The 15,324-nt window shown below is 50.7% G+C and carries 17 protein-coding genes; 1 reads left to right on the forward strand and 16 read right to left on the reverse strand.

Going from position 1 to position 15,324, the window contains the following annotated elements; translation table 11 throughout:
* Window positions 1-44: 44 nt before the first annotated feature.
* Entirely contained in the window at window positions 45-611 is a 567-nt protein-coding gene (gene dcd / locus H8K29_RS15490) for a dCTP deaminase (RefSeq protein ID WP_186883611.1), read from the forward strand.
* 89 nt (window positions 612-700) lie between these two features.
* On the opposite strand, the gene H8K29_RS15495 is transcribed toward dcd, so the two are convergent.
* The 16 genes from H8K29_RS15495 to H8K29_RS15570 all read right to left on the reverse strand — a co-directional run bounded on the left by H8K29_RS15495 (window position 701) and on the right by H8K29_RS15570 (window position 15,208).
* The gene (locus H8K29_RS15495; protein ID WP_186898323.1) at window positions 701-1,624 is read right to left on the reverse strand and encodes a flagellar brake protein; all 924 of its coding nucleotides are present in this window, start codon (window positions 1,622-1,624) and stop codon (window positions 701-703) included.
* Between the two features lie 183 nt (window positions 1,625-1,807).
* Window positions 1,808-4,078: an arginine/lysine/ornithine decarboxylase gene (locus H8K29_RS15500; protein ID WP_186883609.1), complete on the reverse strand. Its 2,271-nt coding sequence runs from the start codon at window positions 4,076-4,078 to the stop codon at window positions 1,808-1,810.
* 303 nt (window positions 4,079-4,381) lie between these two features.
* Window positions 4,382-5,170: a MipA/OmpV family protein gene (locus tag H8K29_RS15505; protein WP_186883608.1), complete on the reverse strand. Its 789-nt coding sequence runs from the start codon at window positions 5,168-5,170 to the stop codon at window positions 4,382-4,384.
* A gap of 15 nt (window positions 5,171-5,185) precedes the next feature.
* Window positions 5,186-5,755: a DUF4337 domain-containing protein gene (locus H8K29_RS15510; protein WP_186898324.1), complete on the reverse strand. Its 570-nt coding sequence runs from the start codon at window positions 5,753-5,755 to the stop codon at window positions 5,186-5,188.
* An 11-nt stretch (window positions 5,756-5,766) separates the two neighbouring features.
* The gene (locus H8K29_RS15515) at window positions 5,767-6,249 is read right to left on the reverse strand and encodes a dihydrofolate reductase (protein WP_186898325.1); all 483 of its coding nucleotides are present in this window, start codon (window positions 6,247-6,249) and stop codon (window positions 5,767-5,769) included.
* A 25-nt stretch (window positions 6,250-6,274) separates the two neighbouring features.
* Entirely contained in the window at window positions 6,275-7,069 is a 795-nt protein-coding gene (locus tag H8K29_RS15520; RefSeq protein WP_186898326.1) for a thymidylate synthase, read from the reverse strand.
* Window positions 7,070-7,307: 238 nt separating this feature from the next.
* On the reverse strand, window positions 7,308-8,921 hold the full coding sequence (locus tag H8K29_RS15525) for a sensor histidine kinase (protein ID WP_186898327.1): 1,614 nt from the start codon (window positions 8,919-8,921) through the stop codon (window positions 7,308-7,310).
* Between the two features lie 238 nt (window positions 8,922-9,159).
* On the reverse strand, window positions 9,160-9,354 hold the full coding sequence (iscX, locus tag H8K29_RS15530; protein WP_186883603.1) for a Fe-S cluster assembly protein IscX: 195 nt from the start codon (window positions 9,352-9,354) through the stop codon (window positions 9,160-9,162).
* 16 nt (window positions 9,355-9,370) lie between these two features.
* Window positions 9,371-9,709, reverse strand: a complete 339-nt coding sequence (gene fdx / locus H8K29_RS15535) for an ISC system 2Fe-2S type ferredoxin (RefSeq protein ID WP_186883602.1) — start codon at window positions 9,707-9,709, stop codon at window positions 9,371-9,373.
* 48 nt (window positions 9,710-9,757) lie between these two features.
* Window positions 9,758-11,623 (reverse strand): Fe-S protein assembly chaperone HscA, encoded by a 1,866-nt coding sequence (gene hscA, locus H8K29_RS15540; protein ID WP_186898328.1) that lies wholly within the window; start codon window positions 11,621-11,623, stop codon window positions 9,758-9,760.
* A 63-nt stretch (window positions 11,624-11,686) separates the two neighbouring features.
* A complete protein-coding gene (gene hscB / locus H8K29_RS15545) occupies window positions 11,687-12,190 on the reverse strand; it encodes a Fe-S protein assembly co-chaperone HscB (RefSeq protein WP_186898329.1) in 504 nt (167 codons plus the stop codon).
* Window positions 12,191-12,198: 8 nt separating this feature from the next.
* On the reverse strand, window positions 12,199-12,522 hold the full coding sequence (iscA, locus tag H8K29_RS15550; RefSeq protein ID WP_186883599.1) for an iron-sulfur cluster assembly protein IscA: 324 nt from the start codon (window positions 12,520-12,522) through the stop codon (window positions 12,199-12,201).
* Between the two features lie 96 nt (window positions 12,523-12,618).
* Window positions 12,619-13,005 (reverse strand): Fe-S cluster assembly scaffold IscU, encoded by a 387-nt coding sequence (gene iscU, locus H8K29_RS15555; RefSeq protein WP_186883598.1) that lies wholly within the window; start codon window positions 13,003-13,005, stop codon window positions 12,619-12,621.
* 84 nt (window positions 13,006-13,089) lie between these two features.
* A complete protein-coding gene (locus H8K29_RS15560) occupies window positions 13,090-14,343 on the reverse strand; it encodes an IscS subfamily cysteine desulfurase (protein WP_186898330.1) in 1,254 nt (417 codons plus the stop codon).
* A gap of 16 nt (window positions 14,344-14,359) precedes the next feature.
* Window positions 14,360-14,842, reverse strand: a complete 483-nt coding sequence (gene iscR, locus H8K29_RS15565) for a Fe-S cluster assembly transcriptional regulator IscR (protein WP_186883596.1) — start codon at window positions 14,840-14,842, stop codon at window positions 14,360-14,362.
* Between the two features lie 165 nt (window positions 14,843-15,007).
* Entirely contained in the window at window positions 15,008-15,208 is a 201-nt protein-coding gene (locus H8K29_RS15570) for a VF530 family DNA-binding protein (RefSeq protein ID WP_186883595.1), read from the reverse strand.
* Between the last annotated feature and the right edge of the window lie 116 nt (window positions 15,209-15,324).

Raw genomic sequence — 15,324 nt, forward strand, 5'->3', positions numbered from 1 at the left:
TCGCGTAAAATTCCACCCAATATCAATCGGGCAGGAGATTTTGCATGAGTATCAAATCAGATAAATGGATACGCCGGATGGCGGAATCGACGAACATGATCGAGCCGTTTGAGGCTGGTCAGGTGCGCGAGCGCGACGGTCAGCGCATCGTCAGCTACGGCACGTCATCGTATGGCTACGATATCCGTTGCGCCGACGAATTCAAAATCTTCACCAATATCAACAGCACTATCGTCGACCCGAAAAATTTCGATGAAAAATCGTTTGTCGATTTTAAAGGTGATGTCTGCATTATCCCGCCAAATTCTTTTGCGCTGGCACGAACCATGGAGTATTTCCGTATTCCGCGCAATGTGCTGACGATCTGCCTCGGCAAATCAACCTACGCGCGCTGCGGCATTATCGTTAATGTGACGCCGTTTGAGCCTGAATGGGAAGGCTACGTGACGCTGGAATTCTCGAATACCACGCCGCTGCCAGCCAAGATTTATGCAGGCGAAGGTTGTGCGCAGGTCTTGTTTTTCGAAAGCGATGAAGTATGCGAAACGTCTTACAAAGATCGCGGCGGAAAATATCAGGGTCAGCATGGCGTGACTTTGCCAAAAACCTGATGTAGTCGCCATTGTCTGGCGTTTCGGCAAACAAAAACGGACGGTGATTGAACCCGTCCGTTTTTATTTTGTGTCGAGTTTTTACGGACTTAATCCATCTCTGCCAGTGTCTGATGCACAAACGCAGACAAAATTAATCTGGATTGCGGTGTCAGATTAATAAATTCGAAACCGAGACGGAATTCTTCGCCGGTTTCGGTGATGGCTACCGAACGCAGAATTACGTCCAGCACCAGATACTCATCGTTGCCAGCGGCGTTGACTTTGAATTTGATGACACCGACATCGCCTTTTTTTCCTATGGATTTTTTCACTACACCGGAAGTGCCGCCCATGCTGAGGTCTCCCAGCGTGGCGGCAGCGGTTTGTTCCGGATTACCGATCGTGACAGAAGCGATGATTCTGACGGTTGCACGCGCACCCTGGCGGATGGTGGTCGAGCGCACCTGTCTCGGATAGCTGAGGTGCAGATAAGAAAAGGGCATGTACACGTATTTGAGCAGATTCGCGGTAAATGCGTAGGCTTTTTTGCCGGGGAAAGCACGGATGATAAATGCCTGTCCTTCACGGATAGATGCAGATCGCCCATCGATAGTTGGCGCGGTGACGAGCAATGATTTATTTTTTACATAGCCTATCAGTCTGACCGTGTAGCGAGTTGCGGCCTGATCATGCGTTTGCAGATGAAATACTTCGCCGACGGTCCAGCGCACACTGTCGAGCTCGACAATGGTTTCTTTATTCAGTTCTTCTGCTGGTTTTGATGTCGTGTCGGGCGCGGTCTTTGCACCGAGTTGTTCGAGGCTTGGCAGTTTTGAAGGGATACTATCCCACAAATTATTCGCATCGCAGTAACCGACTTCTAACAGATGATTCAATTGCTGTTGATCCGCAATGTGAACGCCTGATTTAAATAATATCTGACCAGCCTGATTGTAAATGGGCCAGTGTATCGTCTGGCCGACGGCAACATCGGCATGTTTCAGAGACATTAATCCTTGTACTTCACCCATCTGTCATTTCCATCAATTGGTCGCAGCGCATTGTTATTCTGTGATCGGCAGCAGGTATTACTTTTACTGCCGGGCCGCCCGGTTATTCCGGTGTTACATGATTGCATGTAACAATAAAACAAGCACCTGAAAATTGAAAGATTTTCAGGTGCTTTTGATGTTTTATCTGGGCTTGCGTGAGGTTTATTTGCCGTTTTCTGCGCCGAGTTTCACACAGTCAACAAAGTAACCCAATTTGCCATTCAGCTCTGCTTTGACCAATCCGTGACAGTCAGTTTCGAAGCCGGGGAAGCGATCATTGAAGTCGCGGACGAAACGCAGATAATCAACGATAGTGCGGTTGAAACGCTCGCCCGGAATCAGCAGCGGAATACCCGGTGGATATGGTGTCAGCAGAATCGCGGTGACACGTCCTTCCAGTTCATCAATAGAAACACGCTCAATCTCGCGGTGCGCCATCATCGCAAATGCATCGGATGGCTTCATCGCCGGTTGCATATCAGACAGATACATTTCCGTGGTCAGACGGGCGACATCATGGCCTTTGTAGGCTTCATGAATGCCCTGACACAGGTCTTTCAGTCCTGCGCCTTCATAGCGTGGGTTTGCTGCCGCAAACTCAGGCAAAATGCGCCAGATAGGCTGATTTTTGTCGTAATCATCTTTGAATTGCTGCAGTGCTGTCAGCAATGTGTTCCAGCGACCTTTGGTAATGCCGATGGTAAACATGATGAAGAAGGAATACAGGCCGCATTTTTCAACAATCACGCCGTGTTCCGCCAGGTACTTGGTGACGATCGATGCCGGAATGCCGGTTTCGCCAAATTTGCCTTCCAGCGACAAGCCCGGTGTGACGATGGTTGCCTTGATCGGGTCGAGCATGTTAAAGCCCGACGCGAGGTTGCCGAAACCATGCCAGTTGTCTTCCGCGCGGATGACCCAGTCTTCGCGTGAGCCTATGCCGTCATCTGAAAATTCTTCTGGTCCCCAGACCTGGAACCACCAGTCTTTACCCCATTCCTGATCGACTTTACGCATCGCACGGCGGAAATCCAGCGCTTCCAGAATCGACTCTTCCACCAGCGCAGTGCCGCCCGGCGCTTCCATCATGGCGGCTGCCACATCGCATGAGGCGATGATGGAGTATTGCGGTGACGTTGAGGTATGCATCAGGTAAGCTTCATTGAAGCTGTCGCGATCCAGTTTAACGGTCTGCGATTCGCGCACCAGAATTTGCGACGCCTGAGAAATCCCTGCCAGCAATTTATGTGTCGATTGCGTTGAGAAAATCATGGATTGCTTGGCGCGCGGTCTATCCTTGCCTATCGCATGCATGTCTTTGTAGAACTCATGGAAGGTCGCATGTGGCAACCAGGCTTCGTCGAAATGCAAAGTGTCGATTTCACCATCCAGCAAGTCTTTCAGCACTTCGACGTTGTACAGCACACCATCGTAGGTCGATTGTGTGATGGTCAGAATGCGTGGCTTCTTATTTTTAGCTTCGCGTGCAAACGGATTCGCCTCGATCTTGCGGCGTATGCTTTCCATGCTGAATTCTTCCAGCGGAATCGGGCCGATAATACCGAGGTGATTGCGGGTTGGCATCAGGAAAACCGGAATCGCGCCGCACATAATAATCGAATGCAAAATCGATTTATGGCAGTTGCGATCAACGACCACGATGTCGCCGGGCGCGACAGTGGAATGCCATACCATCTTGTTCGAGGTCGACGTGCCGTTGGTGACGAAGTAGCAGTGATCAGCATTGAAAATGCGTGCGGCATTCCTTTCTGAAGCAGCAACCGGGCCGGTATGATCGAGCAATTGACCGAGTTCTTCCACCGCGTTACAGACGTCAGCGCGCAGCATGTTCTCACCAAAAAACTGATGGAACATCTGACCTATCGGTGACTTCAGGAAGGCGACGCCACCTGAGTGTCCCGGACAATGCCACGAATATGAACCGTCATTCGCGTAATGCACCAGCGCGCGGAAGAACGGTGGTGATAAACCATCCAGATAGGATTTCGCTTCACGGATGATATGGCGTGCGACGAATTCCGGCGTGTCTTCAAACATGTGAATGAAGCCATGCAATTCGCGCAGGATATCATTCGGAATGTGGCGGGACGTGCGTGTTTCGCCGTACAGATAAATTGGGATATCTGCGTTTTTATAGCGGATTTCTTCGACGAAGGCGCGCAGCGATTTCAGCGCGTAATCGGTTTCTTCGTCGGTGCCGCCGCCAAACTCTTCATCATCAATCGAGAGAATGAAGGCAGAGGCGCGCGATTGCTGTTGCGCAAACTGAGACAAATCACCATAGCTGGTTACACCCAGCACTTCCATGCCCTCAGTTTCGATCGCATCGGCGAGTGCGCGGATGCCGAGACCTGAGGTGTTTTCAGAACGGAAGTCTTCGTCAATGATGACGATGGGGAAGCGGAATTTCATTGAGGTCTCCAAAAAAGCCTGGTACGGGGGAGACGCCTGGGCAAGTTAAATCAACCGCTTGCGCGCCGAAAAATTCAAAGAAGCGAATTCTCTCAGATATGTGGTCTGTCATGTGAAAAAAAACAGTGATTTTAAGCAATCGGAGTGTAATTTCACGGGATTGTCATCGACTACGGAATATCGCTATTTTTTGATGTTAAAAAAGCTAATTGAGCCGTGTTCTTCTGATTAAAATCATCTCTTCAAAAGAAAAAAGTGAGTACCGCTGGCGATACTCACTTTGGCTGTCAGCATGCGTACAACTCAGAAGCGATAACTTGCTGCAGAGAAGACGGAGACCGGTGTTTTGTCAAAGACGAACGGGCTTTTCGCCGCATCACCAGACAAGCGGCTGATGGAGGCGCCGGTCGTCAGCGACCAGTTCGTATCGATAGTCCAGTGCCAGCTGGCGCCGATGCGGACATCGGTAATGCCGGCGGAAGGTGTGAACTGCGCGTAACCGCTGGCAGCTGACTGACGGGCATTCACGCCGAAATAGGATTGCGCATAATGACTATTCGCCCAGTTCGCACCGATGCTGGCTGAGATCCGGTGATCTTTGTTTAACGCGGTTGTTGCGCGCGCACCGAGGCTGACTTGCAAACCATTATGATCGACGCCGGAACCATAGCGTAACGACGACACCAGTGAATAATTCGGATTGAACGAGTAGTTCAGGAACGCGCCTGGCTCCAGCGCAGTGCTGACATCGCCGAGTCCACGCAATTTGCCAGAACGGGATTCGTCACGCGCGGCTTCCAACGACATGCGCAGGCCGTATTGCAAGTTGGCGTTTTTCGAGAAGTTATAGCCCAGGCCGTTGAATGCGCTGAAAAACGCGCCATTTTTCCATTGCGCGTCGAACAGGGGATAAGCGGCAACGCGGTGTTCATCGGAACCCTTATATTTAGGGATGAACAATACTGCGCCACCAAGCGAGAAGTTAACGTCTTTAGGTAAATAAGCTTCCGGCACCAGATTGACGAATTCTGCCGTCTGCGCCTGCGCTGAACAGGCACTGACCAGTAAAATAAGGCTAAAAAGTTTTTTCATTCTGATCTCTCAATATTAAATATGAAACCAGGCGAGCCCGGCAAGCGCTACGCCAATACCGGCCACACCATAAGAGGCATATTGCAACCATTTCTTTTTAGTCAGTAATGTGATGGCGGCAAGCGAAATTGCAATCTGCACCGCCGTCATTGCTTGCGCCCAGCGATGGTGCTGATGCAAGGCGTTTTCTGATTTTTCTTCCCACTCTTTCGATTCCGCTTCGAGCTTTTCAGCGTCTTTCTTGATCGCTTCTTTCTCGCTTTCGTAACGGGTTACCTTGGCTTTGTATTTTTCTGCATCGGCACCGGGCAATACCATGGCGAGTTCAGCCAGATTTTGCTTACTCGATTTTGACTGATAAAAATTCCATTGGTTCGCTGCTTCGGTTTTTTTGATCGCTGCTTCGTTTTTAAACATGGCTGCGTCATTTTGTGTGGCGCCACCTTCGTAACCAAACAAGGCGCCGACGGTCGCCATAATCGCGGTCATGACAGCGATACGGCTGGCAAAATCATCATTGCCATGCGCTGCATGCTCTAATTCATGGTCATGTGGGCCGTGTACGTGAAAGCCGTGTCCTGACATTGTGTTTCCCTTTAAATTTTTTCGTATGTAACGAATGCGTAATGTAATTGTTTTTGTTCTGAAAAATGCTCTTCGCGTTGCGTTTCTTTCCATGTCTCTGGCGCTATCGCCGGAAAGAAGGCATCGCAGGCAAATGACTGGCCGATTTCGGTAACGATTAACTTATCGGCGAGCGGTAATGCCTGCTGATAAATTTGCGCGCCACCGATGATGAAGGCGTCTTGTCCATTCAATGCCGCTTGCGCTGCTGTTATTGATGGATAAGTTTCTACTCCCTCATGCTGCCATGCCGGATTGCGGCTGATGACGATATTACGCCGGTTCGGCAGTGGTCGTCCGATGGAATCAAAAGTCTTGCGTCCCATAATGATGGTATGACCGCTGGTTGTCCGTTTAAAATGCGCAAGATCTTCCGGCAAATGCCAGGGCAGGGTGTTGTTGATCCCTATGCCAGACTGGCTATCCGTGGCAACGATAATGGTCATGGATGACATGCTGATGACTTTCTTTTCTTTTTCATTACACCGCAACCGGCGCTTTAATATGGGGATGGAATTCGTAGTTGCGGAATTCGAAATCCTCAAACTTATAATCGAAAATCGATGCTGGCTGGCGCTGAATTACCAGCTGCGGCAACGGTAGCGGCGCGCGCGACAGCTGTAAGTCAACTTGTTCCATGTGATTCGAATACAAGTGGCAATCACCGCCGGTCCAGATAAAGTCACCAACGCCAAGGCCCGTTTGCTGCGCAATCATGTGCGTCAGCAAGGCATACGAGGCAATATTAAACGGTACCCCGAGGAAAATATCGGCGCTGCGCTGATACAACTGGCAGGACAGCTTGCCGTCGGCGACATAAAACTGAAACAGCGCGTGGCAAGGTGGCAGTTTCATCTGTGGAATATCGGCCACATTCCATGCCGAAACGATTAAGCGGCGTGAGTCAGGATTGTTTTTGATCTGTTCAATTAACTGTTGAATCTGATCGATATGCTGGCCATCCGGCGTCGGCCAGTTGCGCCATTGCGAGCCATAGACAGGCCCGAGATCGCCATTCTGATCAGCCCAGTCGTCCCATATGGAGACGCCATTGTCCTTGAGATACTTGATATTGGTTGATCCGGCCAGGAACCAGATCAGTTCATGCACGATGGATTTCAGATGCAGTTTTTTAGTCGTGACCAGCGGAAAACCCTCATTCAGGTCAAAACGCATCTGATAGCCGAAAACGGACACCGTGCCGGTGCCGGTACGGTCAGTTTTTTTTGTTCCGTGATCGCGCACGTGACGCATGAATTCCAGATATTGACGCATAAAGATGAGGTGAAAGCGGAATGAAATGAGGCAGCAGTATACATCAGCCAGACACTTGCCTGCTCGTATCTGCTCTATGAACAACGGTATTTGTTGCGCTGCACACGATCAAACATCTGTTGTACTACGGGAAATGCAGATATTTCAGATACTCCCCCGGTAAATCGCTAAAAACTGCTAAATCTCAGCGTCAATATTGGGGCTTTTTATATACTGGGGGGAGTATATTTTGGGCGGATTAAGACTCTGTCAGCAATGGATCGTTGGAATCGGGGTCGCCCGGCGCGATGAGGGGTAATCTGATTTCGAAGCGGGAACCCTGATCTGGTTTGCTGGTGACATGGATCGTGCCGCCAAGCACATTGGTGATAATGTTAAACGTGATACTCAGACCCAGGCCACTACCGCCCTGGCCAAACTTGGTGGTGAAAAACGGTTCGAAAATACGATTGATGATTTCCGGAGGGATTCCTTTGCCGTCATCGGTAAAGATGATGAGGACGAATTCCCCTTGTTTCACTGCGGTGCAGTGCATAACACCGTGGCTGCGACCTTCCAGCCCGTGAATCACAGAGTTGTTAACGAGGTTGGTGAACACTTGTCCCAGCAAGCCGGGATAGCTGTTGAGCTGAATGTCATCGGGAATATCGAGTTCCAGCGTGAAGGGTGTTTTGCGCAGACTGGAATGCAGCAGTGCGGATAATTCCTGCAGCGTGACCTTCAGGCCAAACGTGCGCCGTTGTGCACTCGACTGATCGACCGCCACTTGTTTGAAATCACCGACCAGATGCGCAGATTGCTGCAAGCCGCGCAATAACAGTTTGGACGAGTCCAGCGCGGTAGTGGCGTAACGGGTCAGGTCGGAACGCCTGATCTGGTTGTCTTCCACCATTTTCAACAGCTGGCGGGTTTCTTCTTCCAGTGTGCTGGCAACGAGCAAACAGTTGCCCAGCGGCGTATTCAGCTCATGCGCGACCCCGGCGACCATAGAGCCCAGTGCCGCCATGCGTTCTACCCTTGCCAGCTCTGATTGCGCCGTGTTGACATTGTGCAGCGCGGCTTCAAGGTTGCGGTTGACCGATTCCAGTTCTTGCGTTCTTTGCCGTACTTTGGATTCCAGCGTGCCCGAGTATTCCAGTAATTGCTGGTTTTTGATTTCGAGTTCGCCAAATGAACGCTTGAGTGCCTGACGGGTTACTTCCAGACTGGTGGCGAGGTGGCCCAGTTCGTCTTCACGATTGAGGGTGATCGGTGCGTTAAGTTCGCCATTGGCAAGGCGGTCAGATTCGTCCATCAGCAGGCGCACCGGTTTCACCAGACGCCATTGCAATACCATCAGAATGAAGACGATTGCCAGAAATAATGAGAGCACGGCGGTTGTCACATAACGGCGGAAGTCAGAGCGCAGGCTTTCGCGCAGTAAATCTTCAGCGAGTGTCAGTTTGACTTCACCGATGACCTGACCGCCGTGCTTGATCTCACGAACCATGCTGGTGAATGGTCCCACCTGGTTTTGCATGTGAACGTCATTTTTAATGAATTCTTTGCGGTCTGGCAGGGTGATGACTTCTATCTTCGCAACGCGCGGATCGGAATAAACAACTTCGCTGGAAATATTGGCGATTTCCGGTGTGATTTGCCATAACGGTTCGCTCAGAATCACAGACAAAATATCAACCAGACGATTGTGATCTTCGTTATTGCGAATCCGCGCTGCACTTTCTATTGTGCTCAGATGGTAGGGAACCAGAATGGCGGAAGGAACTGCGACACCGAAAACGACCGCTAAGATAATGGCAAGGCGAAGTGTGATGCGGCTGCGGATGGAAGAAAGAAAGTTTCGAAACCGCATTACTATGTCCTTGAACGTCACAGTTGTGTGGAATGCCGGGGCCAGTTGCGCTTGCTGCGAATTGACCCTGAGCACAATGTCAGACGAGTCAACCGGGTGACCGGAGACACATGATTTTGCATCGGCAAATCGGTAGACAATCAGGAAATATTAAGAGGTTTTTTGTTTTTGAGCAAGACATGCATGTGATTGTTTGGGCAATTCACATGCATTGCGTTGTGATAGCAACAAACAGCTTTTATTTGGCTTCTTCTATCCAGGCAGCCTGGATAGCTTCGAGGACTTTTTCGCCGCCACGGGCGTGGTCATCGTCAAATTCTGCAAGATCGACGATCAGGTTGTGCAAATCCGTGAAGCGCAAGGTTAGCGGATCAATATCCGGAAATTGATCGTATAAAGCTTCAGCAATACGGTGTGTCTCAGACCATTTCATGGCGTTCACCTGATGTTTAATGATTTTCGCGAGCGTGATTGATCGTGTATTTCGGAATCTCTATCGTGATGTCCTGTTTACCCAGTTTGACCTGGCAGGACAGGCGTGAAGTTGCTTCGAGTCCCCAGGCGGCGTCGAGCAAGTCTTCTTCATCGTCAGACGATGCATTCAATGACTGGAAGCCTTCGCGTATGACCACGTGGCAGGTGGTGCAGGCGCATGACATTTCACACGCATGTTCGATTTCAACATCGCTTTCAACCAATGCCTCACACAGTGATTTGCCTTCCGGCGCGTCGATTACAGTGCCTTCCGGGCAGAGTTGAGGGTGGGGCAGAACGATAATTTGTGGCATGTCAGTCTCAGTTTCAGTCAGTGTTAGCCGATGGCGATGCGGCGAAAATCAGGCGATCTCGTCAAGTTTTTTTCCAGCCAGTGCTGAACGTACGCTCTGATCCATGCGGCGGGCAGCGAATTCTTCGGTGCCATGCGCCAGAGCAGTAATCGCGTTGTGTAAAGCCTGATGATCGTCTTGCTGTGCCAGTTTTTTTACTTGTTGCATCAACTGCGAGATCGTGTCGTATTCTGCGTCTGAAATCAGATGGCGATCTGCCTCTAACGCCGATTGGGTTGCCAGTAAAATTCTTTCTGCTTCAACCTGTTCTTCGCGCAATGCTCTTTGTTGCATGTCCTGATCTGCGGAACTGAACGAATCTTGCAACATGCGCGTGATGTCGTCGTCGGCAAGGCCGTACGAAGGCTTGACGGTGATCGTCGCTTCAACGCCGGAGCGCAATTCACGTGCTGAGACCGATAACAGGCCGTCGGCATCAACCTGATACGTAATCCGGATGCGCGCAGCACCCGCAGCCATTGGCGGAATACCGCGTAACTCGAAACGCGCCAGTGAGCGGCAGTCGCTGACAAGTTCACGTTCGCCTTGTACGATATGAATTGCCATCGCGGTCTGGCCATCTTTGAATGTCGTGAATTCCTGCGCGCGGGCGCAAGGAATCGTCGAATTGCGCGGAATGACTTTTTCGGCCAGTCCGCCCATGGTTTCTACACCCAGCGACAGTGGAATCACATCCAGCAGCAACCAGTCGTCGCCAGCAGCGCGATTACCCGCCAGCAGATTGGCCTGTATTGCGGCACCGAGGGCGACCACTTTATCCGGATCGATATTGGCCAGCGGCGTTGTATGGAAAAATTCACCGACCGCTTTGCGCACATGCGGCATACGCGTGGCACCGCCGACCAGTACGACGCCGTCGATGTCGTCAGCCGACAAACCGGCATCGCGCAGCGCTTTGCGGCAAGGCGTGATGGTTTTTAACACCAGATTCTGCGTCATTTCCGAGAATTGCGCGGCGCTGATCTGCAGATGTACGCTTTCGCCTGAATTCAGTTTGGCATCGATGTAAGTGCTGGTTTTGCTGGATAAAATCTCTTTGGCTTCGCGCGCCTTGATCATCAGCGTGCTGGTATCTTCATCGGATAAAGGCGCTAACCGGGATTCCTGCAAAATCCAGCAAAACAGGCGATGGTCAAAGTCATCGCCGCCGAGCGCAGAGTCGCCACCGGTCGATAAAACTTCAAATACACCTTTGCTCATTTTCAGTATCGAAATGTCGAAAGTGCCGCCGCCGAGATCATAGACGGCATATGTGCCTTCCGACGCATTATCCAGACCATACGCAATTGCGGCGGCGGTTGGTTCATTCAGCAGCCGCAATACGTTGAGACCAGCCAGCTTGGCCGCATCTTTGGTTGCCTGCCGTTGCGCATCATCAAAATAAGCAGGAACAGTAATCACGGCACCGACTAAATCATCGCCGAGTGCATCTTCGGCTTGCTGGCGCAATGTTGCGAGAATTTGCGCGGAAACTTCTACCGGGCTTTTGATGCCGGCGACGGTTCTGAGTTGCACCATGCCTGGCGCATCGATAAAGTCGTACGGAAGATTTTCGGCGTGGCTAATATCTTTCAGGCCACGTCCCATAAAACGTTTGACTGACGCGATCGTATTTTTTGGGTCGTTACTTTGTTCCGCCTGTGCTTTAAAGCCGATGTGCGCATGTCCATTCGGAAGATAGCGTACGACAGAAGGAAGTAAAGGGCGTCCCTCTTCATCGTTTAATACTTCGGGGATACTGTTGCGTACAGTTGCGACCAGAGAGTTAGTCGTACCAAGATCAATTCCGACGGCCAGACGGTGCTGGTGTGGAGCGGTGGACATGCCGGGTTCGGAAATCTGCAGTAAAGCCATGGTGTTATATGCGTGGATGGCAAGCCATCAGATGGGCGCAAAGAATGCGCGGGTTATTCGGATTTACTCTTCCAGTGCTGCAATATCGGCGATGAATTTTTCCAAAAACATGCAGGTGCGGATATGCAACGTCGCTGCTTTGTAGTCCTGCGCATCAAGCGCTGAGCCAACTTGTTGCAGCGCTGATTTCAGTGCGTCGTGCAATTCTTTTTCGAGTGCAAGCAGGGCGCTGATGTTATTTGAATGACGCGCGTCTTCGAACGTTTCGCGCCATTCCATTTGTTGCATCAGAAATGCAGCGGGCATGCTCGTATTGGATTCAGTCTGTAAATCAACGCCCTGTAATTGACAGAGGTAGGTTGCGCGTTTCAACGGCTTTTTCAGCGTCTGGTAAGCCTCATTGGCGTGTGTCGCCCATTGCATTGCAACGCGCTTTTCTGCGTCACTTGCCTGCACAAATTTGTCCGGATGCACGGTGTTCTGGACTTCGCGATAAGCGCGGTCGAGTTGTGCGCTATCTACGGCGAACTGTTGTGGCAATTGAAACAGCTCAAAATGATTTTGCATGCTGAACCTTAAATCCGGAAGCTTTCACCGCAACCGCATTCATCCTTGACATTCGGGTTATAAAATTTAAAGCCTTCGTTCAGGCCTTCGCGCGCGAAGTCGAGTTCAGTGCCGTCAATGTAAGGCAGGCTTTTCGGATCGACAAACACCTTTACGCCGTGAGATTCAAACACCTGATCATCACTGCCGACTTCATCAACGTATTCGAGTTTATACGCCATGCCTGAGCATCCGGTAGTGCGTACGCCAAAGCGCAGGCCTATGCCTTTGCCCCGACGCTCCATATAGCGGGAAACGTGTTTTGCTGCTTTTTCTGTCAGTGTGATTGCCATGGTATTTCCAATCTCTACGGCAGCACCGCTGCCGTATTTATAGTCAAGCCTGATGCTGCGTTGTTGATACTGATTGATGCTTCGCTGCTGGTTTGTTTATTGCGCGCCGTGCTTGTTTTTGTAATCCAGCACTGCTGCTTTGATCGCATCTTCCGCCAGAATTGAGCAGTGGATCTTGACCGGCGGCAAAGCAAGTTCTTCCGCAATCGCCGTATTTTTGATTTCCAGCGCCTGATCCAGCGTTTTGCCTTTTACCCATTCGGTGACGAGCGATGATGAAGCAATCGCAGAGCCGCAGCCGTAGGTTTTGAATTTCGCATCTTCAATCACGCCATTCGCGCCCACTTTGATTTGCAGTTTCATTACGTCGCCGCAGGCAGGCGCGCCTACCATACCGGTGCCAACCGTTTCGTCGCCTTTTTCAAATGCGCCGACGTTGCGTGGATGTTCGTAGTGATCTAAAACTTTATCTGAGTATGCCATGATGATGCTCCTGAATTTTTTACTGTTCGTTCTCTCTGGTGAACAATATCACCAGAATCCGGATATGTTAATGAACGTGCTGCCTTAGTGTGCTGCCCACTGAATTGTCGAGATGTCGATGCCTTCTTTGTACATATCCCACAGTGGTGATAATTCGCGCAGTTTTTCTACTTTGGTTTTCAGCAGATTGATCGCGAAATCAATGTCTTCTTCGGTAGTGAAACGACCGATCGTAAAGCGTATCGAGCTGTGCGCGAGTTCATCGCTGCGACCCAGTGCGCGCAATACATACGACGGCTCCAGACTCGCGGAAGTACATGCGGAACCGGATGAGACGGCGATATCTTTGACTGCCATGATCAGGGATTCACCCTCAACATAATTGAAGCTGACGTTCAGATTATGCGGAACACGGTGCGCCATATCACCATTCACATAGGTTTCTTCGATTTCGTTCAGCCCTTTGGCCAGACGATCACGCATGGCACGTACATGTGCCAGCTCGCTTTGCATTTCTTCTTTGGCGATACGGAAGGCTTCGCCCATGCCTACGCATTGATGCGGAGCCAGTGTGCCGGAACGGAAGCCGCGTTCATGACCGCCACCGTGCATTTGCGCTTCGAGACGCACGCGTGGTTTGCGGCGAATGTACAAGGCGCCTATGCCTTTCGGGCCATACGTTTTATGCGCAGAAAAAGACACCAGATCGACTTTGACGTTTTCCAGATCGATTTCAACTTTGCCAGTTGCTTGTGCTGCGTCTGAATGAAAAACGATGCCTTTTTCGCGGCACAGTTCGCCAATTTCAGCGATAGGCTGAACCACGCCGATTTCATTATTCACCCACATCACCGACACCAGAATCGTATCGGGGCGGATCGCGGCTTTTAATTGCTCGACTGTGATCAGGCCATTGTCCTGCGGTTGCAGGTAGGTTGCTTCAAACCCCTGGCGTTCCAGTTCGCGCACAGTATCGAGCACGGCTTTGTGCTCGGTTTTCACCGTAATAATGTGCTTGCCTTTGGCTTTATAGAAATGCGCTGCACCTTTCAGTGCAAGGTTATTGCTTTCCGTTGCGCCGGATGTCCAGATGATTTCGCGTGGGTCAGCGTTGACCAGTGCCGCGACATTGCCGCGTGCTTCTTCAACCGCAGCTTCCGCATCCCAGCCATACATGTGACTGCGGGATGCAGGATTACCAAACTGGGCACGCAAAAACGGGATCATTTTATCGGCAACGCGCGGATCAACCGGGGTCGTCGCCGAGTAATCCATGTAAATCGGAAAATGCGGTGTTTTCAGCGTATCGAGCAGGCTTTGTTCTAAAGGGGCATTCATTCAAGACTCCAAATATTCAAGTAGCAGTGTGATTGGCATGCGGCTGACGCACGACAACGACCTGGTTTTCCGAGATTTTCTGTTTTTGCTGATTGACCAGATCCTGCAGAGAAACTGAGTCAAGATAATCGACCATTTTAGCGTTCAGCGTCGCCCATAAATCATGCGTCATACAGTGCAGGCCATTTTCATGATCGCTGCCGTGACAACTGCCTTTACCGCCGCATTGTGTGGCATCGAGTGGTTCATCAACGGCAATAATAATGTCTGCCACCGTGACCTGTTGTGCTTTGCGGGCAAGATTGTAGCCGCCGCCGGGGCCGCGTACCGACTCGACGATTTCGTGTCGGCGCAGTTTGCCAAACAGCTGTTCGAGATAGGACAGGGAAATATCCTGACGTTGGCTGATGCCGGCGAGCGTGACAGGACCCTTGTCCTGACGCAATGCCAGATCAATCATTGCCGTAACGGCAAAACGTCCTTTAGTAGTGAGGCGCATACGCTAGCTCCTGGTGCCTGAGACAGAAATTCCTGAATGCCCTGAGTTGTTGAGCATTTTGATCAAGTATAGCAAACTTGAGTAATTCTGTCAGGCAAGGGCTTTTTTTGCGATGACGGGGAAGGTGCAGCGTTTGTCACGGCTTGGCGCAAACGTCAGCGCAGATCAGGATTGTAGAAATAGCTGTTCGACTTTTTCGCGTGCCCAAGGCGTTTTGCGTAAAAACTTCAGGCTCGATTTTACACTCGGATCGGAAATGAAGCAGCGCACCGGGATTTTTTGCCCTAATACTTCCCAGCCGTACTGATCGACCAGATGGTGAAGAATTTGCTCTAGGGTAATGCCGTCGAGGCTGCGTTTTTCCATGATATATGCCAATATTTATGCTAATAAGGGGGAGTATGTGTGATTTTACGGCGAATGTCCGCGTAAAGTCTGGGCTTTTAAATATACTCACCCCAGTATATTTTGCTGATTGCAAA

Source organism: Undibacterium sp. CY21W, assembly GCF_014284265.1.
In the GTDB taxonomy this organism is placed as follows: domain Bacteria; phylum Pseudomonadota; class Gammaproteobacteria; order Burkholderiales; family Burkholderiaceae_D; genus Undibacterium; species Undibacterium aquatile.